20 protein-coding genes are annotated in these 21674 nt (G+C 66.8%); 14 read left to right on the top strand and 6 right to left on the bottom strand.

Annotated features, from left to right (window positions below; all coding sequences use genetic code 11):
• Positions 1 to 4: 4 nt before the first annotated feature.
• The 5 genes from truA to glmM all read left to right on the top strand — a co-directional run bounded on the left by truA (position 5) and on the right by glmM (position 5370).
• Positions 5 to 874 carry a tRNA pseudouridine(38-40) synthase TruA gene (gene truA, locus H4W26_RS11085; protein ID WP_192592292.1) on the top strand — a complete coding sequence of 290 codons (870 nt, stop codon included), beginning with the start codon at positions 5 to 7 and terminating at the stop codon, positions 872 to 874.
• Between the two features lie 230 nt (positions 875 to 1104).
• Positions 1105 to 2553, top strand: a complete 1449-nt coding sequence (locus H4W26_RS11090; RefSeq protein WP_192592293.1) for a sugar porter family MFS transporter — start codon at positions 1105 to 1107, stop codon at positions 2551 to 2553.
• 372 nt (positions 2554 to 2925) lie between these two features.
• Entirely contained in the window at positions 2926 to 3369 is a 444-nt protein-coding gene (rplM, locus tag H4W26_RS11095; RefSeq protein WP_192592294.1) for a 50S ribosomal protein L13, read from the top strand.
• Positions 3370 to 3406: 37 nt separating this feature from the next.
• Positions 3407 to 3904: a 30S ribosomal protein S9 gene (gene rpsI, locus H4W26_RS11100; protein ID WP_192592295.1), complete on the top strand. Its 498-nt coding sequence runs from the start codon at positions 3407 to 3409 to the stop codon at positions 3902 to 3904.
• 113 nt (positions 3905 to 4017) lie between these two features.
• Positions 4018 to 5370, top strand: coding sequence for a phosphoglucosamine mutase (glmM, locus tag H4W26_RS11105; protein ID WP_192592296.1), 1353 nt, complete (start codon positions 4018 to 4020; stop codon positions 5368 to 5370).
• Between the two features lie 99 nt (positions 5371 to 5469).
• Here the strand turns inward: glmM and mscL are convergent, their stop codons facing one another.
• From mscL to coaA, 3 genes are read right to left on the bottom strand one after another with little or no spacing between them, the layout of a single operon-like run.
• On the bottom strand, positions 5470 to 6003 hold the full coding sequence (mscL, locus tag H4W26_RS11110) for a large conductance mechanosensitive channel protein MscL (RefSeq protein WP_192592297.1): 534 nt from the start codon (positions 6001 to 6003) through the stop codon (positions 5470 to 5472).
• Between the two features lie 33 nt (positions 6004 to 6036).
• Complete coding sequence (locus H4W26_RS11115; protein ID WP_192592298.1) at positions 6037 to 7017, bottom strand: M15 family metallopeptidase; 981 nt, start codon at positions 7015 to 7017, stop codon at positions 6037 to 6039.
• A gap of 7 nt (positions 7018 to 7024) precedes the next feature.
• On the bottom strand, positions 7025 to 8017 hold the full coding sequence (gene coaA, locus H4W26_RS11120) for a type I pantothenate kinase (protein WP_192592732.1): 993 nt from the start codon (positions 8015 to 8017) through the stop codon (positions 7025 to 7027).
• An 83-nt stretch (positions 8018 to 8100) separates the two neighbouring features.
• On the opposite strand from coaA, the gene glmS reads away from it, so the two are divergent.
• From glmS to H4W26_RS11135, 3 genes are read left to right on the top strand one after another with little or no spacing between them, the layout of a single operon-like run.
• Positions 8101 to 9969 carry a glutamine--fructose-6-phosphate transaminase (isomerizing) gene (gene glmS / locus H4W26_RS11125; RefSeq protein WP_192592299.1) on the top strand — a complete coding sequence of 623 codons (1869 nt, stop codon included), beginning with the start codon at positions 8101 to 8103 and terminating at the stop codon, positions 9967 to 9969.
• 25 nt (positions 9970 to 9994) lie between these two features.
• The gene (locus tag H4W26_RS11130) at positions 9995 to 10345 is read left to right on the top strand and encodes a holo-ACP synthase (RefSeq protein WP_192592300.1); all 351 of its coding nucleotides are present in this window, start codon (positions 9995 to 9997) and stop codon (positions 10343 to 10345) included.
• Positions 10346 to 10347: 2 nt separating this feature from the next.
• Positions 10348 to 11832 carry an NAD(P)H-hydrate dehydratase gene (locus tag H4W26_RS11135; protein ID WP_192592301.1) on the top strand — a complete coding sequence of 495 codons (1485 nt, stop codon included), beginning with the start codon at positions 10348 to 10350 and terminating at the stop codon, positions 11830 to 11832.
• Between the two features lie 20 nt (positions 11833 to 11852).
• Here the strand turns inward: H4W26_RS11135 and H4W26_RS11140 are convergent, their stop codons facing one another.
• The gene (locus tag H4W26_RS11140) at positions 11853 to 13403 is read right to left on the bottom strand and encodes an amidohydrolase family protein (RefSeq protein WP_225940003.1); all 1551 of its coding nucleotides are present in this window, start codon (positions 13401 to 13403) and stop codon (positions 11853 to 11855) included.
• 52 nt (positions 13404 to 13455) lie between these two features.
• Positions 13456 to 14655: a cytosine permease gene (locus H4W26_RS11145; RefSeq protein ID WP_225940004.1), complete on the bottom strand. Its 1200-nt coding sequence runs from the start codon at positions 14653 to 14655 to the stop codon at positions 13456 to 13458.
• Positions 14656 to 14988: 333 nt separating this feature from the next.
• Here H4W26_RS11145 and H4W26_RS11150 point away from each other — a divergent pair, with 333 nt between their 5' ends.
• From H4W26_RS11150 to tsaD, 6 genes are all read left to right on the top strand, one after another.
• On the top strand, positions 14989 to 16083 hold the full coding sequence (locus tag H4W26_RS11150; protein ID WP_192592303.1) for a PucR family transcriptional regulator: 1095 nt from the start codon (positions 14989 to 14991) through the stop codon (positions 16081 to 16083).
• An 87-nt stretch (positions 16084 to 16170) separates the two neighbouring features.
• Positions 16171 to 17391, top strand: a complete 1221-nt coding sequence (gene alr / locus H4W26_RS11155) for an alanine racemase (protein ID WP_192592304.1) — start codon at positions 16171 to 16173, stop codon at positions 17389 to 17391.
• Complete coding sequence (tsaE, locus tag H4W26_RS11160) at positions 17388 to 17987, top strand: tRNA (adenosine(37)-N6)-threonylcarbamoyltransferase complex ATPase subunit type 1 TsaE (protein WP_192592305.1); 600 nt, start codon at positions 17388 to 17390, stop codon at positions 17985 to 17987. The genes alr and tsaE overlap by 4 nt, the downstream gene beginning before the upstream one ends.
• 17 nt (positions 17988 to 18004) lie before the next feature.
• Positions 18005 to 18730 (top strand): tRNA (adenosine(37)-N6)-threonylcarbamoyltransferase complex dimerization subunit type 1 TsaB, encoded by a 726-nt coding sequence (tsaB, locus tag H4W26_RS11165; RefSeq protein WP_192592306.1) that lies wholly within the window; start codon positions 18005 to 18007, stop codon positions 18728 to 18730.
• 38 nt (positions 18731 to 18768) lie between these two features.
• Entirely contained in the window at positions 18769 to 19329 is a 561-nt protein-coding gene (rimI, locus tag H4W26_RS11170) for a ribosomal protein S18-alanine N-acetyltransferase (RefSeq protein ID WP_192592734.1), read from the top strand.
• A complete protein-coding gene (tsaD, locus tag H4W26_RS11175) occupies positions 19326 to 20450 on the top strand; it encodes a tRNA (adenosine(37)-N6)-threonylcarbamoyltransferase complex transferase subunit TsaD (protein ID WP_192592307.1) in 1125 nt (374 codons plus the stop codon). Before rimI ends, tsaD begins: the two co-directional genes overlap by 4 nt.
• Before the next feature lie 12 nt (positions 20451 to 20462).
• Here the strand turns inward: tsaD and H4W26_RS11180 are convergent, their stop codons facing one another.
• The gene (locus H4W26_RS11180) at positions 20463 to 21626 is read right to left on the bottom strand and encodes a glutamate--cysteine ligase (protein ID WP_192592308.1); all 1164 of its coding nucleotides are present in this window, start codon (positions 21624 to 21626) and stop codon (positions 20463 to 20465) included.
• Positions 21627 to 21674: the final 48 nt, after the last annotated feature.

Here is a 21674-nt window from a genome sequence, read left to right on the forward strand (position 1 = left end):
AACGATGAACACCGCTGAGGAACCGCAGCGCGAGAGTGTGCGGATACGTCTGGACCTGGCATACGACGGCAGCGCCTTCCACGGCTGGGCGGCGCAGCCCGGCCTGAGCACCGTGGAGGGAACCCTCCGTGAAGGGCTCGCGACCCTGTTCCGCCGTGAGGTGCCGCTGATCGTGGCCGGGCGCACCGATGCCGGGGTCCATGCCCGCGGACAGGTGGTCCACCTGGACCTCAGCGCCGCAGAGTGGACCGGACTCATCCGGGGACGCAGCATCACCGCCGAGGACGCCCTGGTGCGTCGACTCGCAGGAGTGCTGAACGCGCAGCGCGGCGCGATCGTCGTCTTCGCCGCCCGCGAGGTGGCCCCGAACTTCGACGCGCGCTTCTCGGCGCTGAGCCGGACCTACCGCTATCGGATCGCGGACGAGCCGGCGCTGCAGGACCCGCTGCGCCGCTCCGACACCGCCTGGCACCGCACGCGGCTGGATGCTGAGGCGATGAACCTGGAGGCCGTCTCGGTGGACGGGCTGCGGGACTTCGGCAGCTTCTGCCGGCCGCGTGAGCGCAGCACCACCATCCGCGAGCTGCAGCGGTTCAGCATGCAGCGGGACGACGACGGCATCATCACGGCACGAATCACCGCCGACGCCTTCTGCCACCACATGGTGCGCGCCCTGATCGGGGCCTGCATGGACGTGGGGGAGGGGCGCAGGCACCCCGGCTGGCTGCAGAGCAGGCTGGCCGACCCCAGCTGGGATGAGAGGGTCCGCCTGGCGCCGCCAGCGGGGCTGGTCCTGGAATCGGTCCAATACCCCGCGGACGAGCAGCTCGGAGTCCGCGCCGAGCAGACGAGGGCACTGCGTGACTCTCTCTGACCTGCACGGATAGACGTGATTTGCGACACGTGATGGAATCGCCCTGTCAGGTCCTCACTGCGGTGCTGGCCTGTCAATGCGGGCCAGCACCGCGCTGGGGGCACGTCGTCGTCGTCGGGGGCGGAGTTTCCGGAGTGGCGTGGTTCACGTCGAGGCACCATAATCGGTCGGGCTTGCCTTCGCTGGAGAAGGCATCACGTCCCTGACCTGACAGAAGGAATCAACCTCTGATGAGCAATACTTCAAGCTCGCAGGACTCCGGCATCGGTGGTGTCGCCTGGGTAGTCCTGGTCGCCGCCTTCGGCGGTTTCCTCTTCGGCTTCGACACGGCCGTGATCAACGGCGCCGTGGGCCCCATACAGTCCGAGTTCGGCCTCTCCGACCTCGCCATTGGCTTCACCGTCTCCTCAGCCCTGCTGGGCTGCATGGTGGGTGCATGGGCCGGTGGCAGCCTCTCGGACCGGATCGGACGCCAGCGCTCCATGATGGTCGCCGCCGCCCTGTTCTTCATCTCAGCACTGGGTTCAGGCCTCGCTTTCGGCGCCGTGGACCTGATCATCTGGCGCGTGCTCGGCGGCATCGGCGTCGGCATGGCCTCCGTGATCGCTCCCGCCTACATCGCCGAGGTGGCCCCGACCAACCTGCGCGGGCGCCTGGGCTCGATGTGGCAGCTGGCGATCGTCGTCGGCATCTTCATGGCAGCCTCCTCCAACGCCTTCGTCGCCAATCTCGCCGGCGGAGCCGCTGACCAGCTGTGGTGGGGCCTGGAGGCCTGGCGGTGGATGTTCCTGCTCGAGGCCGGACCGGCGCTGCTCTACGGGCTGCTCTCCTCCTCGATCCCGGAGTCACCGCGATACCTGATCTCGCGCGGTCGCGACAAGCAGGCCGCCAAGGTCCTCGAAGAGGTCGTGGGCGTCAAGGGCGAGAACGCCATCGCGCAGAAGATCAAGGATGTCCGCGAGACCATCAACATGGAAGCGCGGCAGAAGTTCCGCGATCTGATCGTCAGCGGCAAGATCTCACCCATCGTCTGGGTGGGACTGGGCCTGGCGGTGTTCCAGCAGTTCGTCGGCATCAACGTGATCTTCTACTACTCCAACACCCTCTGGCAGGCCGTGGGCATCGCAGAGGATCAGGCTTTCCTGGTCCAGATCATCACCACCAGCGTGAACATCATCGCCACCGTCATCGGCATCATCATCGTCGACAAGGTGGGCCGCCGGATTCCGCTCGCGGTCGGCTCCGCCGGCATGGCACTGGGCCTGGGCATGATGGCAGTGGCCTTCAGCCAGGCTGTGGTCACCATGGGCGCCGACGGCGAGGAGCTCGTCAACCTGCCCGGCGCGTGGGGCATGATCGCGCTGGTCTCGGCCAACGTCTTCGTGCTGTTCTTCGGCGCCACCTGGGGCCCCTTCATGTGGGTCCTGCTCGGTGAGATGTTCCCCAACCGCGTCCGCGCCGTGGCGCTGGGCGTCACCGCTTCGGCGAACTGGGCCGCGAACTTCCTCATCTCCATGCTCTTCCCGGAGATGGCCGACCTCTCGCTGGTCTTCGCCTATGGCTTCTATGCCGCCTGTGCGCTGCTCTCCCTGATCTTCGTGCTCAAATGGGTGCCGGAGACCAAGGGGCGCGAGCTGGAGGACATGTCAGACGCGGCCTATAAGCGGGCCGTGCGCTGAACCCCAGCGCTGTCATCCGGCACGGGACCCAGTGCCGGATTTCGGCCACTTTCAGCAGCGCCCCTGCCCGAAGAGCGGGCTCTGAACATCTCCGATGATCAGTGACTTTGCTCAAAGGTGGGGGCGCTCTGTATAGTGGTTGGTTGTTGTGCGTGTCCACCCTTGCGTGGGTTCGTGTTGAGGCGGCTCAGTTGCATGGTTGAAGCCTCCGCGAACTGCAGGGGAACTCACGGGCCCGGTCAATTCCCAGTCCTCACCTGGGAATCCGGATGTCGCACTCGCGAAGAAACAGTCACTGACACCCGGTGCCGCTCACAGCATCAGGGAGGCCAGTGCACTGAACCGTAGAACATCGACCGAAGGCATACCAACGTGCGTACGTACACCCCGAAGCCTGGCGACGCCGATGCCCAGTGGCACGTCATCGACGCGACTGACGTCGTGCTGGGCCGCCTCGCCACCCAGACGGCCGCGCTGCTGCGCGGCAAGCACAAGCCGACCTTTGTCCCGCACCAGGACATGGGCGACTTCGTCATCATCATCAACGCCGAGAAGGTCGCCATGACCGGCGACAAGGCCGAGAAGAAGCGCTACTGGCGCCACTCCGGCTTTCCCGGTGGCATCAAGTCGCTGACCTTCAACGAGATGGTCGCGCGCTACCCCACCCGAGCTGCCTACCAGGCAGTCAAGGGCATGTTGCCGCATAACAAGCTCGGAACGGCTCAGCTGAAGAAGCTGCGCGTCTACGCAGGTGCTGAGCACCCGCACGTCGCCCAGCAGCCTAAGCCGTTCGACATCTCCCAGGTCGCTCAGTAGTCCTGGCCACCCGACACTAGAATTTTCAAGGAGAATCGTGGCTCAGAACACTGAAGAGCTCACCGAAACCGAGGAGCTCTCAAGCTACACCTCGGAATCGACCCCCGCCCAGGAGACTGCAGGCGAGTCCGAGCGTGCACCGCTGACCGTCGGCGGAGCCGCAATCGGTCGTCGCAAGCAGGCTCGCGCACGCGTCCGCATCACCCCGGGCACAGGCCAGTGGACCCTCAACGGTCGCAGCCTGGAAGATTACTTCCCTAACAAGCTGCACCAGCAGGAAGTGAATGATCCTTTCACTCTGCTGGGCCTCACCGGAGCCTACGATGTGATCGCTCGCATCGACGGCGGCGGCCCCTCGGGCCAGTCCGGCGCACTGCGTCTGGGCATCTCCCGCGCGCTGAATGAGATCGACCGCGATCACAACCGCGCGTCGCTCAAGAAGGCCGGATTCCTTACTCGCGACGCCCGTGCGGTGGAGCGCAAGAAGGCCGGTCTCAAGAAGGCACGCAAGGCACCGCAGTACTCCAAGCGCTAAAGCCCGCGCACTGATCTCAGTGCAGAGCTCAGCTGCGCAAAACCCCGTCGGAGACTCTCCGGCGGGGTTTTGCGCGTCTGCAGGGACTACTGCCCAGTACACTGGTCGTCATCATGGCACGACTTTTCGGCACTGACGGCGTGCGTGGTGTGGCCAATGGGCTGCTCACCGCGGAACTCGCCCTCACCCTCTCCCAGTCAGCAGCGACCGTCCTGGGCCACCAGCAGGTGACCCCCGGCACCAGACCCACCGCGGTCGTCGCCCGTGACCCCCGCATCTCTGGAGAGTTCATCGCCGCGGCCGTCTCCGCAGGCCTGGCCAGCGCCGGAGTCGATGTCTACGACGCCGGCGTGCTGCCCACCCCCGCCGCCGCCTTCTTAGTCGATGACATCGACGCCGACTTCGGTGTCATGATCTCCGCCTCGCACAACCCCGCACCGGATAACGGGATCAAATTCCTCGCCCGCGGCGGTCATAAGCTCGACGACGCCGCCGAAGACGCCATCGAGACCCAGCTGGGCCTCGAGCCGCCGCGTCCCACCGGGGCCGACGTCGGGCGGGTCCGCCGGTTCGCTGACGCCGAGGACCGCTACCTGGTGCACCTGCTGCGATCCCTGGACGGGGTCAGCCTCAAGGGGATGAAGATCGTGCTCGACTGCGCCCACGGGGCCGCCGCCGGGGTCTCCCCGGAGGCGTTCACCGACGCCGGGGCCGAGGTCATCGTCATCGGCGCGGACCCCGACGGGCTGAACATCAACGACGGATACGGCTCCACCCACCTGGGCCCCCTGCAGGAGACCGTCCTGGCCCATAAAGCGGATCTGGGGATCGCCCATGACGGGGACGCGGACCGGTGCCTGGCGGTGGATCACACCGGAGAGGTCATCGATGGTGACCAGATCATGGGGATCCTGGCCATCGCGCTGAAGGACGCCGGGACCCTGGTCGAAGACACTCTGGTGGTCACGGTGATGTCGAACCTGGGGTTGAAGCTGGGTATGGAGGCGGCCGGGGTGCACCTGGTCGAGACTGCCGTCGGAGACCGCTACGTGTTGGCGGCGATGCGCGCTGCCGGGTACAACCTGGGTGGGGAGCAGTCGGGGCATCTGATCTTTGCGGACTACGCCACCACCGGTGATGGTCTGCTGACTGGTTTGCAGCTGGCGGCCCGGGTCGCGGCGACGGGTAAGTCGGCGCGGGTATTGGCGGCGGAGGCGATGACGAAGCTTCCGCAGGTGCTGATCAACGTCAAGGGTGTGGACCGGACCCGGGCGAAGACCCATGAGCCGCTCCAGGCCGCGGTGGCGCAGGCTGAAGCGCGTCTGGGGGAGACTGGCCGGGTGTTGCTGCGTCCGTCGGGGACCGAGCCGGTGGTGCGGGTGATGGTCGAGGCCGCGACCGCGGAGCTGGCGCAGTCGGAGTCCGAGGCGCTGGCCGAGATCGTCAAAGCCGAACTCGCCCTCTGAGAGGCGTCCCACCCCGTTGAGCGGCGGATTCTCCGAGCATCTGAGGGCCGAAACGCACTCAAGTAGTCGGAGAATCCGCCCCTCGACGAAAGCGTGGGGTCAGTCCTTGCCCCACACCACGTCCTTGGCCTTGCCGAGCACCGGATGGCGCCGGGGCCCCTGAGCGGTCTCTGCGGCGGCCTGTTCTTCCGCCTGGCGCTGAGCCTCCGCAAGAGACGCCAGGTATGCCGGGTTGGTGACCTCGGTCTGGGCCTTCAGCTGGTCCCGGATCTCCTTGAGCAGCGTGATGTTCTCCTCCTCGGCCGGCGCTTTCGGAGCCTTCTTGGCTCGCCGCTCGCGGGCCTCGACCACACGCTTCATCGGCGCGATGACCACGTAGTAGACCGCGGCGGCGATCAGCAGGAAGTTGACCAGTGCGGTGAGCAGCACGCCGAACTGGATGGCCTGGCCGTTCACCTCCACCACCGCGAAGTTGTCGAAGTCCTGGTAGCCCACGAGGGCTGAGATGAGCGGCATCAGCACGCTCTCCACCAGGGCCGTGACCACGGTGGTGAACGCGGTGCCGATGACCACAGCGGTGGCGAGGTCCACGACGTTCCCGCGGGTGATGAACTCTCTGAATCCTTTAAGCATGGAGAAAAGTCTAGGACACCCCGAGGCTGCGGCTCACGAGGTGCCCGCAGGATCCAGGTCTGGCTCTTCGACGTCGTACTCGGAGGCTGCTGGACGATCCCAGTACTCCTCCAGGGTCAGGTCCTCCGCGGCGACCTCCTGAGCGGTCTCTTCGCCCACATAGCGCAGGTGCCAGGGCTCGAACTGGTACCCGGTGATCTCCTCGGCACCGTCGAGGTAGCGGATCACGAATCCGTGATCCGCGGCGTGCTCGGCGACCCACTGCCCCTCCGGAGTGTCGGCAAAGCAGTGCCCCTGGATGCAGTTGGGGTTGTCGATGCTGATCACGTCAGCGGCCAGCCCCGTCTGATGTTCGGAATAGCCCGGGCGAGCCACCAGCTCATCGGTCTCCTCGGTGCCCACCGCAGAGTGCCGGTCCGTGTAGACCTCGAGCTGCGCGGCATAGGAGCGGTATCCGCTGGTCATCGCGAGGACCTGGCCGTCTTCGCCGGCGTTTTGAATCAGCTCCTCGAGCGCCTCGGCCGCCTCCTGGCGCAGCAGCAGCTCCGATTGCGTGCTCATCCGGACCTCGGGCGCCACAAGATCCTCCGGGGCGTAGTCCTCGGGCCGAAGCGGGTTCTGTCGATTCACCAGCACATGGATCGAATCCGGATCCCAGGAGGGGTCGCTCGCGCGCTCGGGGTCCTCCTCCGGCGTCGCGGCTGGCGATGGCTCTTGGTCGTCGGCCTCAGCATCGGCCGGGCCGGTCTCCCCCGGCGCTTCAGGCTCCGGGATCTGGTTGCCGCGCACCTCGTCCAGCGGCCCTTCGCCGCTGAGCGTCTCCCCGCTGAACGCGTCGCTGATGGCCTGGCTCACCCAGTTCCATGCGCGGGGAAGGAGGTAGCCGATCAGCAGCAGCACCGCGATCAGCAGGACCACGGCCAGTGCGCGGCGACGGCGATAGATCCTTGCCCGCCGTTCCTGCTTCTCCTGCCAGTGGCGGCGACCGGCGTCGGTCAGTTCCCCTCGAGACATCGGCGGTTCAGACCTTGCGCAGCAGAACGCGCGACACCGAATGGTCCTCACCCTTGGCCATCACGAGCCGCGCCCTGGAGCGGGTCGGCTGGATGTTTGCCCGGAGGTTGGGCCCGTTGATCCGCTTCCAGATATCGGTGGCCCGCTCTTTCGCCTGCTCGTCGTCGAGGTAGGAATACTGGTGGAAGTAGCTCTCCGGGTTCGCGAAGGCCCCGTCGCGCCAGCGCATGAAACGATCCACGTACCACTGCTCGATGTGCTTGGGCTTGGCGTCGACGTAGATGGAGAAGTCGAAGAAGTCGCTCAGCGCCAGACCCGTGGTGCCGTCCTCGCGCACCCGTGCGGGCTGCAGGACGTTGAGCCCCTCGACGATGAGCACATCGGGCTGCCGGATCACGACCTCGCGATCGGGCACGATGTCATAGACCAGGTGGGAGTACCAGGGTGCTCGGACCTCGGGCTTGCCGGACTTCACCTCCGAGACCATCCGCAGCAGCGCCCTGCGGTCGTAGGCCTCAGGGAAGCCCTTGCGGTCCATGATTCCGCGCCGCTGAAGCTCGGCATTGGGATAGAGGAACCCATCGGTGGTGACCAGCTCCACCCGGGGCGTCGAGGGCCACCGGCGCAGCATCTCCTGGAGCACGCGAGCAGTGGTGGACTTGCCCACTGCCACCGAGCCTGCCACGCCGATCACGAACGGGGTCCGCAGGGTCTGTTCACCGAGGAACTCATTGGCCGCGGAGCGCAGATGCGCGGCGGACTCCACGTAGATGGAGAGCAGCCGACTCAGCGGCAGGTAGATCTGTTCCACCTCGTTGAGCGAGAGGTGCTCGCCGATGCCGCGGAGACGGTCGACGTCTCCCTGGTTCAGCGGCTGCTCGATCGTATCGGCGAGGCGCGCCCAGGCGTGGCGGTCCAGCTCGGCGAAAGGGGAGTGCGAGGCGCCAGGCTGGCCGGGCTTCGCAGGTGATCCCGCCCAGGGGGCCGTGCCCGCCACCACGGCGGGCAGAGACCCGGTGGACGTGCGCGGATGAGGATCATCGGATGGGTGTTCAGACACGTAGACACGATACGCTATGGGCTATGTGTGGAATTGTCGGCTATATCGGCCTGCCTGAGAAGACCAGCCAGCACGGAGCCCTTGATGTGCTCCTCGAGGGACTCCGTCGCCTGGAATACCGGGGATACGACTCCGCGGGAGTAGCCACTGTGGCCTCCGGGACCGTGTCCATGAGGAAGAAGTCGGGCAAGCTCGCCAATCTCCTCAGCGAGATCGAGGCCGAGCCGGTGGCTGAAGCCTCGGTGGGCATCGGTCACACCCGCTGGGCCACCCATGGTGCCCCCAATGACCTCAATGCGCACCCCCACCTGGCCGATGGCGGCAAGCTCGCCGTGATCCATAACGGCATCATCGAGAACTTCGCGCAGCTCAAGGCCAAGCTCCTCGCCGCCGGCGAGGTCTTCGCCTCGGAGACCGACACCGAGGTCGCCGCGAAGCTGATCGCACAGCACTTCACCGCCACCGGCGGAGACCTCACCGAGGCGATGCGCCTGGCGGCGAACCAGCTCGAGGGCGCCTTCACCCTGCTCGCGGTGCACGCCGACCAGGCAGACCGCGTGGTGGCCTCCCGTCGCAACTCACCGCTGGTGGTGGGCCTGGGCGACGGGGAGAACTTCCTCGGCTCCGACGTGTCCGGCTTCATCGACTTCACCCGCGAGGCGGTCGAGCTTGAGCAGGACCAGGTCGTGACCATCACCACCGACGATGTCGCCATCATCAACTTCGACGGGTCCCCCGCCGAGGGCAAGCGCTTCTCGGTGAACTGGGACGCCGCCGCCGCCGAGAAGGGCGGCTTCGGCACCTTCATGGAGAAGGAGATCCACGATCAGCCCAAGGCAGTGGAGGACACGCTGCTGGGCCGCACCGACGCCTCGGGCCGTCTGGTGCTCGACGAGCTGCGCATCGATCCCGAAGAGCTCAAGAACATCTCCAAGATCATCGTGCTGGCCTGCGGCACCTCCGCCTACGCCGGAATGGTCGCCAAGTATGCGATCGAGCACTGGGTGCGCGTGCCGGTGGAGGTCGAGCTCAGCCACGAGTTCCGCTACCGCGATCCGATCATCGACGACTCCACGCTGATCGTCTCGCTGTCCCAGTCCGGAGAGACCATGGACACGCTCATGGCGGTCCGCTACGCCAAGGAGCAGGGCGCACGCACGCTGGCGATCTGCAACACCAATGGGTCCACCATCCCGCGCGAATCCGACGCCGTGCTCTACACCCACGCGGGTCCCGAGATCGCCGTGGCCTCCACCAAGGCCTTCCTGGCGCAGATCACCGCCTCCTACCTGCTGGGCCTGTACATGGCGCAGCTGCGCGGGAAGCTCTTCCAGGGAGAGATCGACGACATCCTCGCGGACCTGCACAAGATCCCGGGCAAGATCCAGGAGGTCCTCGACGGCGGCGAGCAGATCCGTGAGCTGGCCCGAGAGATGGCCCAGGCCCCCTCGGTGCTCTTCCTGGGCCGCCACGTCGGCTACCCGGTCGCGATGGAAGGTGCGCTCAAGCTCAAGGAGATCGCCTACATCCACGCCGAGGGCTTCGCCGCCGGTGAGCTCAAGCACGGTCCGATCGCACTGATCGACCAGGGCCAGCCGGTCTTCGTCGTCGTGCCCTCCCCGCATGGCCGCGACTCGCTGCACGCCAAGGTGGTCTCCAACATCCAGGAGGTCCGCGCTCGCGGTGCCAAGACGATCACCGTCGCCGAAGCCGGCGACGCCGACGTCGTGGACTACTCCGAGCAGGTCTTCTACGTGCCCGAGACCCAGCCGCTGCTGATGCCGCTGCTGACCACCGTGCCGCTGCAGATCTTCGCCTGCGCCCTGGCGGCCGAGAAGGGCTACGACGTCGACCAGCCGCGCAACCTGGCGAAATCCGTCACCGTGGAGTGACACTCGCACTGAGACGAGGAGAGACATGATCGTCGGTATCGGAGTCGACGTCGTCCTGGTGACGCGTTTCGAGCATCAGCTGCGCCGCACGCCGGCGCTGCGCGAACGGCTGTTCGTGCCCGCTGAGCGCGAGCTCAACACCCGCTCGCTGGCTGCCAGGTTCGCTGCCAAGGAGGCTGTGGCGAAGGCGCTGGGTGCGCCGGCGGGCATGAACTGGCAGGACTGTCAGGTCGTCATGGACTCCGCGGGGGCGCCCTCGGTTCAGGTCTCCGGCACGGTCGCCACAGTGGCCGAGTCCCGCGGTGTCAAGCGTTGGCACCTGTCCCTCTCCCACGACGGCGACGTGGCCACCGCCATGGTGGTGGCGGAAGGCTGAACATGTCCAGAGCAACAACACCGGTGTATTCCGGTGCCCAGATCCGCGACGCCGAGACCCCCCTGGTCGAGGCCGGCGCGGGGCCGGACATGATGCGCCGTGCGGCCCACGGCCTGGCCTCCTATGTGCTGGCGCTGCTGCGCAGCGACGGCAAGATCTACGGCGCCCGGGTGCTCGGGCTCATCGGCCCCGGGAACAACGGGGGAGACGGGCTCTACGCGCTCACCGCGCTGCGGGCTCGTGGCGTGGATGCCCAGGCGGTGCTCGTCGCCGACCGCGCGCATCCCCAGGCGCTCGAGGCGTTCCGCGCCGCGGGCGGCCGGGTGCTCTCCTCCGTGCCTGCCGACACCCAGGTGCTGATCGACGCCGTGCTGGGCACCGGAGCTCGGGGCGCCTTCACGCTGCCCGATGTGCCTGGTCTCGCCGAGGCCGTGGGCACCAGCACCGTCGTCGCCTGTGACATCCCCTCCGGGGTCGACGCCGATACCGGGCGCTGCCCGGGTGAGGCGCTGACCGCCGAGCACACCGTCACCTTCGGCGGGGCCAAGCTGGGACTGCTGCTCGGCGAGGGAGGCCTGCGCAGCGGCAAGATCCACACGGTGGACATCGGACTGCAGGAGCACCTTCCGGAGCCGGCCGCGTGGGAGCTGATCTCTCCCGAGCCGACACGACGCAAGCCGCGCCTCGGTGACCACAAGTACAGCCGCGGCAGCCTGCAGGTGGTGGCCGGGTCCCCCCAGTTCCCGGGTGCCGCCCAGCTGACCGTCGGGTCCGCCATCACCTCCGGCGTCGGGATGGTCCGTCTCCAGGCAGATGCGACGGTCTCCGCCGCCGTGCTGCAGGGGTGGCCCGAAGCCGTGATGAGCCACGGCCGTGGTGCCAAGGCCTTCGACGGCGCAACCGCCGCCGCCATCGGACCGGGGCTCGGCAAGGACAGGTCTCGCCTGGTCGAGGGCGAGACCATGCTTCGCGCCACCGTGGAGTCAAAAGTGCCCTGCGTCCTCGACGCCTCCGGCCTCGAGCTGCTGCGTGGAGACCTGCTCACCTCCGGAGATCTCGGCGGACAGCTGATCCTCACCCCGCACCTGGGGGAGGCCCGTCGGCTCGCCGAGGCGCTGGAAGACGAGTCCCTTGAGGAGCTGCTCGCGGATCAGCCCGACACCCTCGCCGCGACCCGCGCACTGGCCGAAGCACTCGGAGCCACGGTGCTGCTCAAGGGCCCCAGCACGGTGGTGGCCGGGCCCTCCGGCGGCGCCCCGCTGGTCGTGCGGTCGGCGACCCCCGGACTCGCCACCGCAGGCACCGGTGATGTGCTCACCGGGATCATCGGTGCACTGCTGGCCACCGCTGACGCCGCTCAGGAACAGGACTGGGTGCGGATCGCCGCTGAGGGCGCGCGGATGCATGCCGCCGCAGCGCAGCGGCTCGACCCGCAGGGCTTCGGACATTTCGGTGCCTCCGCGCTGATCGGCGCGCTGCGCGAGTAGCGGCCGGGCGAGAAGGCGGATCAACCGAGAAACCGAGTGAAGCCAATGTCGCGAGCCTGGGCCTGCTGATACATCTGTGTGAACCCAGACATAAATGCGCTGTTGAGGGAGTCGAGGTCGTCCTGCCAACCGCGGATCTCCTCCCCACGTGCCCGGACCTCACCTCGCAGGGCCGTTTCGTCCAACGTCGTGAGCCTCCCGTGGTCGACCACGATCTTGCCGTCAACCATCACATACTCGATGGAACTTCCATTTTCCGAGTAGACGAGATGGTTCTGCAGGCGATTCCTCGGCGTGAATGCGAGAGTGTCGAGGTCATAGATCACCAGGTCAGCGCGCTTGCCGACCTCAAGGCTTCCGACGCGGTCTTGAAGCATGGCGCTGCGTGCTCCTCCGAGCGTGGCGGCGTGGAGCACCTCTTGGACGGACGGCCACTGCGTGAAGTCCGGTCCGGACACCTTGTGCAGCAAGGCTGCTGACTTCATCACTTCGGAGAGCCTCGGCGTGTCGCTGGATGAGCACCCGTCTGTTCCCAGTCCCAGGTTCACTCCTGCCTTCTGATACTTCCTCCACGGCAGGATGCCCGATCCCAGCTTGAGGTTTGAGTTCGGGTTGTGTGAAACCGAGACTTCCGCGTCGGCGATGATTTCAATGTCTTCGTCCGTGACCCAGATTCCGTGGGCAAAGGTGGTCTCGGGGGTCAATGCGCCGATGCGCTGCAGGTGTTTGACGATCGTGGTGCCGTAGAACTCATGACCTGTCACCGCCTGGGTCTTCGTCTCAAGCACGTGGATATGACATTCAGCCTGGTTTTTGCGCGCGAGCTCCGCCGCCCCGACCAGGAGATCGTCTGTGCACCGCTGCGGCGCGGAAGGCGAGAGCATGTAGGAGATTCGTCCCGCGCCGCGGCCGGAGTACCGCGCGAAGGCCTCTGTGCTGTACTGGAGATAATCCTCCGTAGTCGGCACCGGAAGATCTGCCACTCGATCGAGAAGCCCCTGCTCAAGCATGCTGTCAACGAACGGAAAAGTCTCCAAGAATGGCTTGTTGACCACGTGGCCGGAAACATTCGCCCGGATCCCGATCTGCTCATAGGCTCTGACGACCGCGTCCAGCTGGTCGAAGTCCTGATGGGGAATCTCCAGAACATCGTCGACGATCGTCGTGACTCCCGACTTCAGCGACTCGGCCGCGAAAAGCTGACTCCGCAGGTGGACCATCTCCGGTGAGACCTGAACGTCCCCCGTGGGCGGGTAGGAGAACAGCATCCAGAGCTCCAGCGGGAGATTGTCGTATCGGCCCTTGTAGAGCGCCTCCCACGAGTGGGTGTGCGCGTTGACCAGACCGGGAGCTACGAGCCTGTCATGACCGTTGATCACGGTCTCACCCGGCAACGGAGCAAGGTCAGGTCCGATCTCCGCGATCGCTCCGTTCTGGATGCGAATGTCGCGCCTTACCGGAGTGCTGCCCGTCAGCGCATCCATCGTGATGACTTCGGCACCGCTGATCAGCAGTGAACCGTGGGGTTCATCGGTCGCGGCAGGGGAGCGGTTCGTCGAATTGATAGACAAGGATATGTTCCTTCTGTGTCGGCTTGGTCGAGAGCGAGGCTGTGGGAGACATTCAGTGTGCTCGGTCGGGGCGAACAGCTATTGCGGCCACAACGGCGGCGACGAGGATGCCTTGCACAGCAGGTGATCCGATGTCGTACGCCGTCCCGAGGGCAGCCGCAGCGACTCCTGTGAGGTAGGCCAGCAGTGCCGGAGCGCGAAGCAGGGGCTCGGCCCCCGGGGTGACGAGATTCCGCCCGCGCCAACTGAGGAAGAAGGTTCCGAGGATCGCTCCACCCAATGGGGGGATGAGCACCCCGAGCATCGAGAGATACGGAATGATGAGCCCATCGATGCCGAAGACCGCGAGTCCGATACCGATCAGCGTGCCGATGACGACGAAAGGCCTCTTGTCAGGGGTGTTGAACAGTTCGCTGCCAGCGACACCGTAGGCGTAGGCCGTGTTGTCGTTGGTCGTCCAGAGGTTGGCGATCAATAGCAGCAGGCCAGGGCCGACCAGACCGAGAGTCACGAGGAGTTCAGAGAAGTCTCCTTCGCCGAACGCGGCAGCTCCAACGCCGCCGAAGAAGAGCATCGCGAACTGCACGATGATCACGCAGATCAGTGTCGAGTAGAGTGCCGTCCGACCGGAACGAGCAAACCGCGTCCAGTTCCCAATCTGGGTACCACCTGAGATGAACGTGCTGACCATGACGGTGACGGCGGCGCCCGCACTCATCCCACCAGCGCCTGCGAGCCCGATCAGTCCTGTCCAGCCGTCGGTCTCCTGCAGTGCCAGTACCAGCACCCAGCCGCACAGGATGGCCATCAAGGGGACCGAAATCCAGCTGATCGCCTCTATTCCGCGGACACCGACATAGGCAGTGACTGCCATCAGGATGCCGCCGACCACCATGATCGGCCACGTCGTCTCCCAGCCAAGTGCCCGACCGGTGAGTCCGGCGAGTGTCGCGACAGTGACGCCGTACCACCCGATCTGGGTGCCGCCCAGCAGCACAGATGCCCATTTTCCGCCCACTCTGCCGAAGACTGCCCGAGCCACCATCACCGTGGTGAGCCCGCTGCGGGCCGAGACCACCGCCATGAGAGCGATGTACACACTGAGGATTCCTGCCGCAACGGCCGCGAGCCCGATGAACGTCGAGAAGTCGAATGCGACGGCGACCTCTGCCGCTGTGATCATCGTGGGGGTGAAGAAAAAGAATCCTGCAATCAGGATGATCAGACTGGGTGCTCCAATGCGTGCAGCCATCGGAACCGGTGTCAGCGGATAGTCACGGTCAGCTGGCGCCGAAGATGCATCTCCTCGAGCCTCTTCGATCGGTGGCGCCGCTGTGTCCCGGGCGGATGAGTCACGATTGCGTGGCTGCGAGCGGTCCAACGGTGCGGGATTCTGCCGAGTCATGTCGCCACTGTCCTTTCGGGGCTGTTGATGGCGATGAACGTAGCAATGCTCGGTGCGTGATTCGACAATTCTGGAGGCATTCACAACAGCGGTCTCACCCAGTTGTGGGCGGGCACAACCTTGAGAAACAACGCTGAAATACGACGGGGCTACTGTTTCGAGCTGATGACGGGTCCGAGGATGCAGACCATGCAGGAGCGAAAGGTGGGGCGGCCGAGCCCTTACCTCGCTGTTGTGCGGGATGTCATGGAGTGGTCTGAGCTGCCATTGACTTTAGCCGCAGGCGCATCCGGACTTGACCGGCCGCTGAGAACTGCGCATGCGACAGAGCTTGTTGACCCACGCCGCTTCCTTCGCGGAGACGAGCTCATCATGACAGTGGGCAATGAACTCATCGACGACGAAGCTTGTGAACGATTTGTCGCAAACCTCATGAGCAGCAGAGCTGCAGGCATCGCCCTGGCAGTAGGGGTGGACGGGTATCCGACACCTCCAGGGCTGGCCCCTGCCGCGGAGCGGGCTAGGTTACCGATGTTCTACGTGCCCGTGACCGTTCCCTTTCTGGCATTGACGGAGAAGCTGCAGAGCATCGCCGAAGGTCGTGCGGAGCACATTCGACTCTGCCGTGAAGAGGGTCGCATGCTGGATCACGTCCGGCGGGGGTTTGCCAGCGCGCAGGTCTTCCGCGAGCGATTTCCGACCGTCGGCGGGGTGGAATATGCGGCACTCTGTATGCCTGCCGAGGTCTCGCTCTCATTGGAAGGAGTCGTCATAGAGGGCTGGATCGATGAGATTACGGTCGTCATTGCTGATGAGATGGTTGTGCGACAGGCGCCCAAGCGCGCGGGGCTCGTGGTCTACGGCACAGGGAGTGGTGTCGGGCCGGAAGGGTTGGCGCGCACTCTGCGTGAGGGGCTGGCGGCGCTTGCCATTGCGTCGAGGCGGGGCCACAGCGCAGGACCGCGAGACCTCTCAACGTTTAGTGGACTCTTGGAACGTCTCACGCCCGAACAGTTTCAACCATTTGAGGACCACATCGTGAAACCGCTGCTGCGGCACGACGCGAAACACGGGCGCTCGCTGTGGCCCACCCTGGTTGCGTTCATCGAGGCAGATGCTTCCATGACTGCTACGGCAGACCGGCTTGGAATCCATGCGAATTCTGTACGTCACCGCATGGTGAGGATCACCGACATCACAGGACGGGATCCACACAGGCTGGAGGACCAGTTCGCACTGGGAATCGCCGTGCGTGGCATCGCCCGTCGTGGATGATCGAAACTATTGTGCTCAATGTCGCAGGTGCTCCGCCGGCTCCCGGGGTTCACCATAAGTGTCCACTGGTCTCGGTAGGGTGGTTGCATGAGCATCACCGGCGACTTTCCACCCCAGCCTGCGACTCTTGAGCGCGCAGCGGTGATCGACGCTGCCGCAATCCGGCATAACGTGCGCACCATCGCCTCCTATGTGCACCCGGCCAAGGTGATGGTGGCGGTCAAGGCGGAGGGGTACGGCCACGGCGCGCTGACCAGCGCTCAGGCTGCTCTGGACGCCGGCGCGGACTGGCTGGGAACCGCCCATGTGAGCGAGGCGCTGGCGCTTCGCGAGGCCGGAATCGAAGCTCCCATCCTCGCCTGGCTGCACACCCGCGGAACTGATTTCGGCCGGGCCATCTCCGAGCACATCGACCTGGGCATCTCCGGGTGGGAGATCCACCCCGTGGCGGAGGCGGCAGAGTCGCTGCAGCGCCCTGCCCGCGTGCATCTGAAGGTCGACACCGGACTCGGTCGCAACGGATGCACGATCGAGGACTGGCCGGAGCTGCTGCGCATCGCGGCGAACTACCAGGAACGCGGGTTGATCAGCATCGAAGGCATCTTCACCCACCTGGCCGTGGCCGATGAGCCGGACCGCCGGGAGACCGATGCCCAGCTTGATCTCTACCGTCACGCGTTGGAGGTGGCTCAGGAGCACCGGATCGTCCCGGATCTGCGCCACGTGGCGAACACCCCTGCCGCGCTGTCCCGCCCGGATGCGCATTTCGACATGGTGCGCGTCGGCGTCGGGGTGTTCGGGCAGAGTCCCTTCGCCGATCGGACCACGGAAGATCTGGGTCTGCGCCCGGCGATGGAGCTGCGCACCTCGGTGGCCAACGTCAAACGTGTGCCGGCCGGACAGGGCATCAGCTACGGCCTCACCCACCGCGTGGACCAGCCCACCACGCTCGCGCTCATCCCCATGGGGTACGCCGACGGCATCCCCCGCGTCGCCGTCCACGCTCCGGTCTGCATCAATGGCCGCCGCTACCAGTCCGTGGGGCGGGTGGCGATGGATCAGTTCGTGGTGGACCTCGCGGAGCTCGACACGGAGGTCACCGTGGGAGACGAGGTGGTGATCTTCGGCGGCGACTCCGGGATCGAGGCTGCCGAGTGGGCTGCCGCGGCGGGCACCAACAACTACGAGATCATCACCCGCATCGGTGAACGTGTGCCGCGCGTGATTGTGGATTCGGAGATCCCGCCGCTGCCCGGCACCGCCGCGGACCACGACGGGACGCCACTGACCGGCCAGGGCCTTTCATGAGCGCCCAGCCGGGCCCGCTCCCTCCGGCATCAGGAGAGCGCTGGCGCACTGAGGTGACGCTCGAGGACCTCGAGGACACCGCCGAGTTAGCCACCGGCCTCGCCGGACTGCTCGGGCCCGGAGACCTCCTGGTGCTCACCGGAGGACTGGGCGCAGGAAAGACCACCTTCACCCAGTCCCTGGGTGCCGCGCTCGGCGTCACCGGGATGATCAGCTCCCCGACCTTCATCCTCAGCCGGATCCATCGTGCGCAGGGAACGGGCCCGGACCTGGTCCACGTGGATGCCTACCGCAGCGACTCCGCGGGACTGGAATCATTGGATCTGCTCTCCACCATGGCGGAGGCCGTGACCGTCGTGGAGTGGGGACGGGGAGTGGTGGAGTCGGCCCTCGTCGGCACCGACGGTTCCTGGCTCGATCTCGAGCTCCTGCGCGAAGACTCCTCGCCCAGCACTGACGCCGCGGCGTCCGATACCTCGTCGAAGGCAGAGATCATCACGGACTTCTCCGAGACCGAGGCCGAAGTCCTGGGCTCCGCACGCCGGGCGGTGCTGCGGGGCTACGGACCCGCCTGGGCGCAGCCGCCGGCGCTGTGAAGAACTACCATGGAGGGGTGATTCTCGCCATCGACTCCTCTGCAGGCGCCTCTGTCGCCGTGCTCGACCACGGCCGGGTGCTCGCCCAGTGGCGGACGGCCGAGACCACCCACCACGCCGAGGTGCTCGCCACCGCCGTGGCCGAGACGATGCGCCAGGCGGACGTCGCCGGTGACGGGCTGGGCGGCGTCGTCGTCGGAGTGGGTCCCGGGCCCTTCACCGGGCTTCGAGTCGGTCTTGCGCTGGCGCATGCGCTGGCCGAGGTCTGGCAGGTGCCGCTGCAGGGACTCTGCAGCCTGGATTCACTGGCCCACCGCGCGGTCACGCAGCCTCCTGCCGGTGATGTTTTCGGTGACCCCACCGGTGGCCCGGTCGAGGCCGGGGCCGAATTCCTTGCCGTGAGCGACGCACGACGTCGCGAGGTCTACTGGGCGCGATACCGCAGCCGTGCCGCGGCGGAGCCGGATCACGCCGTGTCTGCCGAGCTCCTCGACGGCCCCCATGTCAGCGCCGCCAGTGAGCTGCCCGATCTTCCTTCCGTGGGGATCGGAGCCGGCCTGTACCCGGACTCGCTGACCGCCCGGTCCGTGGTGGAGGCGAGTTGGCTTCCCGACGCGGTGGAGCTCGGCCAGATCGCTGAGACGGCGAGCCCTTCCACGCTGCTCGAGCCGCTGCCTCTGTACCTGCGCGAATCCGATGCCAAGGTCCCCGCCCAGATGCGCTCGCGGACGGCCGCCTCGTGAGCGAGACGTCCACCACGAAGGACTTCACCCTTGCGCCGATGACCGCGCTGGATGTGACCGAGGTGCTCGCGCTGGAGAACCGTTTGTTCCCGCATGACGCCTGGCCGGAGAGCTTCTTCTACGACGAACTGGCTCACACCGGCGGCGGAGATGACGCCCGCGCCGGAGATGCCGCCGACCCATCAGGTGACGCCGAAGATGACCCCGCGGGTGACCCCGGCGTGGGGACTCGTCGCTACTGGACCGCGCGCACCGCCGACGGCGCGCTCGCCGGGTATGCCGGGATGATGTGCGTGCTGCCCCTGGCGGACGTGCAGACCCTAGCCGTGGCACCCGAGATGCAGGGACATGGACTCGGCACCAGGCTGCTCGGGCTGATCGTCGAGGCCGCGCGCACACGAGGCGCGGAACAGGTCCTGCTGGAGGTGCGCGCGGACAACCCCGGCGCACAGGCGCTGTACCGGCGCGAGGGATTCGAGCCGATCCATACCCGCCCCCGGTATTACCCCGACGGCCAGGACGCGCTGATCATGCGCCGACCGCTGACCGATCTCGATGCCCGCAGCTCCGCCACCGATCTCAGGAGCCCCTTGTCATGACCGACCTCTCCACGCTGACCACTCCCTCCGAGCCGGGGCAGCCGCTGCCGCAGGCGCCGCTGGTCCTGGGCATCGAGACCTCCTGCGACGAGACCGGGATCGGCATCGTCCGCGGCACCGAGCTGCTCGCCAACACCGTGTCCTCCTCGATGGAGGAACATGCACGTTTCGGCGGCGTCATCCCGGAGATCGCCGCCCGGGCGCACCTGGAGGCCTTCGTGCCCACGCTGCGCCAGGCGCTGGACACCGCTGGGATCCAGCTCAAGGACGTGGACGCGATCGCGGTGACCGCCGGCCCGGGGCTCGCCGGCGCGCTGATGGTGGGCCTCTCCGCCGCGAAGGGGCTGGCGCTGGCCGCCGGCAAGCCGCTCTACGGCGTCAACCATCTGGTGGCCCACGTGGGGGTGGGGCTGCTCGAGTCCTCCTCGCCCATGGCCGCGCTGCCAGAGAACACCGGGGCGCTGCTGGTCTCCGGGGGTCACACCGAGATCCTGCGCGTGGTCTCGCTGACCTCGCAGGTGCAGCTGCTGGGCTCGACCATCGACGACGCCGCCGGTGAGGCTTTCGACAAGACCGCCCGGCTCCTCGGACTGGGCTACCCCGGTGGGCCCGCCATCGCCGCGTCAGCCGCGCAGGGGAACCCCAGGGCCTTCAGGTTCCCGCGCGGACTGACCATGCCGAAGTTCGAGGGCAGCGCCCATGCGCCGGGCAAGCACCGGCACAACTGGTCCTTTTCCGGGCTCAAGACCGCCGTGGCCCGCGCCGTGGAACAGTTCGAATCCGCCGGCCGGGAGGTCCCCGTCCAGGACATCGCCGCCAGCTTCCAGGAGGCCGTGGTGGATGTGCTCACCAGCAAGACAGTCCGGGCCGCGCAGGAACACGACATCCACACACTCCTGCTCGGCGGGGGTGTGGCGGCGAACCGACGGCTGCGCGAGCTGCTGACCGAGCGCTGCGCGGCGGCGGGCATCGAGCTCCGCATCCCACCGGTGAGCCTGTGCACCGACAACGGCGCGATGGTCGCCGCCCTGGGCGCCCAGCTCGTGGCCGCCGGGGTGAAGCCCTCCGGCATGGACATCCCGGCCGACTCCTCCCAGCCGGTGCAGCGGATCAGCGTCTAGCCCGCCCGACGCTCAGACCCTGCGCGGACCGTTGATCGACATCCGCGTCCGCGCGGCGGCGTCCAGCACCACCTGGCGCAGATCACCCTCGTGCGTCTCCGCCACCTGACGCTGGCGCTGATAGCCCGCGCCGTCGCGCATCATCTGCTCCACCAGCGCCAGCTCGTCGGCGCAGCCCAGCTCGGCCGCCACCGGTTCCAGCCGGTTCAGCTCCTGCTCGAGGTGATCGGTGACCAGCATCTCGTCGCCCTCGGCGTTGAGGATGATCTCGGCGTCGAGCCCATAGCGCGCCGCCCGCCACTTGTTCTCCTGGACGAACCACGGAGGCATGGAGGTGACGCGGCCGCCGTTCTCGATGCTGCGCACGGTGGAATGCACGATGCACTGGGTCAGCGCGGCCACCCCGGCGATCTCCTCCAGCGTGGCGAGGCCGTCGCAGACCCGCAGCTCCACAGTGCCCAGACGCGGCACCGCCCGCACGTCCCACCGGACCTCGGTGACATCGTGGATCACCCCGGTGTGGGCGAGATCGCTGACCGCCTTCTCATAGCCGGACCACTCCTCGAACTGGAACGAGGCCCCGGCCGTGGGCAGCTGCTGAAAGACCAGTGCGCGCTGCGAGGCGTACCCGGTGTCCTCCCCGGCCCAGTAGGGCGAGGAGGCGGTGAGGGCCTGGAAGTGGGCGTTGTAGTTGCACAGGGCGTTGACCGCGGGCATCGCCTGGGAGACGTCATCGAGACCCACATGGACGTGCACCCCGTAGATCACCATCTGCCGGCCCCACCACTGGGTCCGGCGGATCAGCTCGGCGTAGCGCTCCTTGTCCGTCACCTCCTGCTCGGTGGGTGCGGCGAAGGGGTGTGAGCCCTGGCAGTAGAGCTCCACGTCCAGCGGCTCACAGTGGCGCATCACATTGCGCGCGGTCTCGCGCAGCTGCTCCACCCCGGTGTTCACGTCAGGGCAGACATCGGTGATCAGCTCCACCGTATTGGTGAGCAGCTCCTGCTTCACATAGGGGTGTTCATCCTCGGGGCCCAGCTCAGCGAGGTCCTGATGACAGGCGCTGAGGATGCGGTCGGCCACGGACCGAAGGTCTCCGGACTGACGATCGACCAGGGCCAGCTCCCACTCGAGGCCGAGCGTGGAACGTTCAGATTTCGCGAAGGGTAGTTCCACTCATGGCTCCTTAGTCGGTCAGGGCCGTCGCCCGCATCACCGTTCAGA

It is taken from the genome of Nesterenkonia halotolerans (genome assembly GCF_014874065.1).
Taxonomy (GTDB): domain Bacteria; phylum Actinomycetota; class Actinomycetes; order Actinomycetales; family Micrococcaceae; genus Nesterenkonia; species Nesterenkonia halotolerans.

Bases quoted from the DNA above. Each gene is read 5' to 3' on its own strand.
- truA (WP_192592292.1), top strand. From the start codon at position 5: ATGAACACCGCTGAGGAACCGCAGCGCGAGAGTGTGCGGATACGTCTG.
- H4W26_RS11090 (WP_192592293.1), top strand. From the start codon at position 1,105: ATGAGCAATACTTCAAGCTCGCAGGACTCCGGCATCGGTGGTGTCGCC.
- glmM (WP_192592296.1), top strand. From the start codon at position 4,018: ATGGCACGACTTTTCGGCACTGACGGCGTGCGTGGTGTGGCCAATGGG.
- mscL (WP_192592297.1), bottom strand. From the start codon at position 6,003: ATGCTTAAAGGATTCAGAGAGTTCATCACCCGCGGGAACGTCGTGGAC.
- H4W26_RS11115 (WP_192592298.1), bottom strand. From the start codon at position 7,017: ATGTCTCGAGGGGAACTGACCGACGCCGGTCGCCGCCACTGGCAGGAG.
- glmS (WP_192592299.1), top strand. From the start codon at position 8,101: ATGTGTGGAATTGTCGGCTATATCGGCCTGCCTGAGAAGACCAGCCAG.
- H4W26_RS11130 (WP_192592300.1), top strand. From the start codon at position 9,995: ATGATCGTCGGTATCGGAGTCGACGTCGTCCTGGTGACGCGTTTCGAG.
- H4W26_RS11135 (WP_192592301.1), top strand. From the start codon at position 10,348: ATGTCCAGAGCAACAACACCGGTGTATTCCGGTGCCCAGATCCGCGAC.
- H4W26_RS11145 (WP_225940004.1), bottom strand. From the start codon at position 14,655: ATGGCTGCACGCATTGGAGCACCCAGTCTGATCATCCTGATTGCAGGA.
- H4W26_RS11150 (WP_192592303.1), top strand. From the start codon at position 14,989: ATGCAGACCATGCAGGAGCGAAAGGTGGGGCGGCCGAGCCCTTACCTC.
- alr (WP_192592304.1), top strand. From the start codon at position 16,171: ATGAGCATCACCGGCGACTTTCCACCCCAGCCTGCGACTCTTGAGCGC.
- tsaE (WP_192592305.1), top strand. From the start codon at position 17,388: ATGAGCGCCCAGCCGGGCCCGCTCCCTCCGGCATCAGGAGAGCGCTGG.
- rimI (WP_192592734.1), top strand. From the start codon at position 18,769: ATGACCGCGCTGGATGTGACCGAGGTGCTCGCGCTGGAGAACCGTTTG.
- tsaD (WP_192592307.1), top strand. From the start codon at position 19,326: ATGACCGACCTCTCCACGCTGACCACTCCCTCCGAGCCGGGGCAGCCG.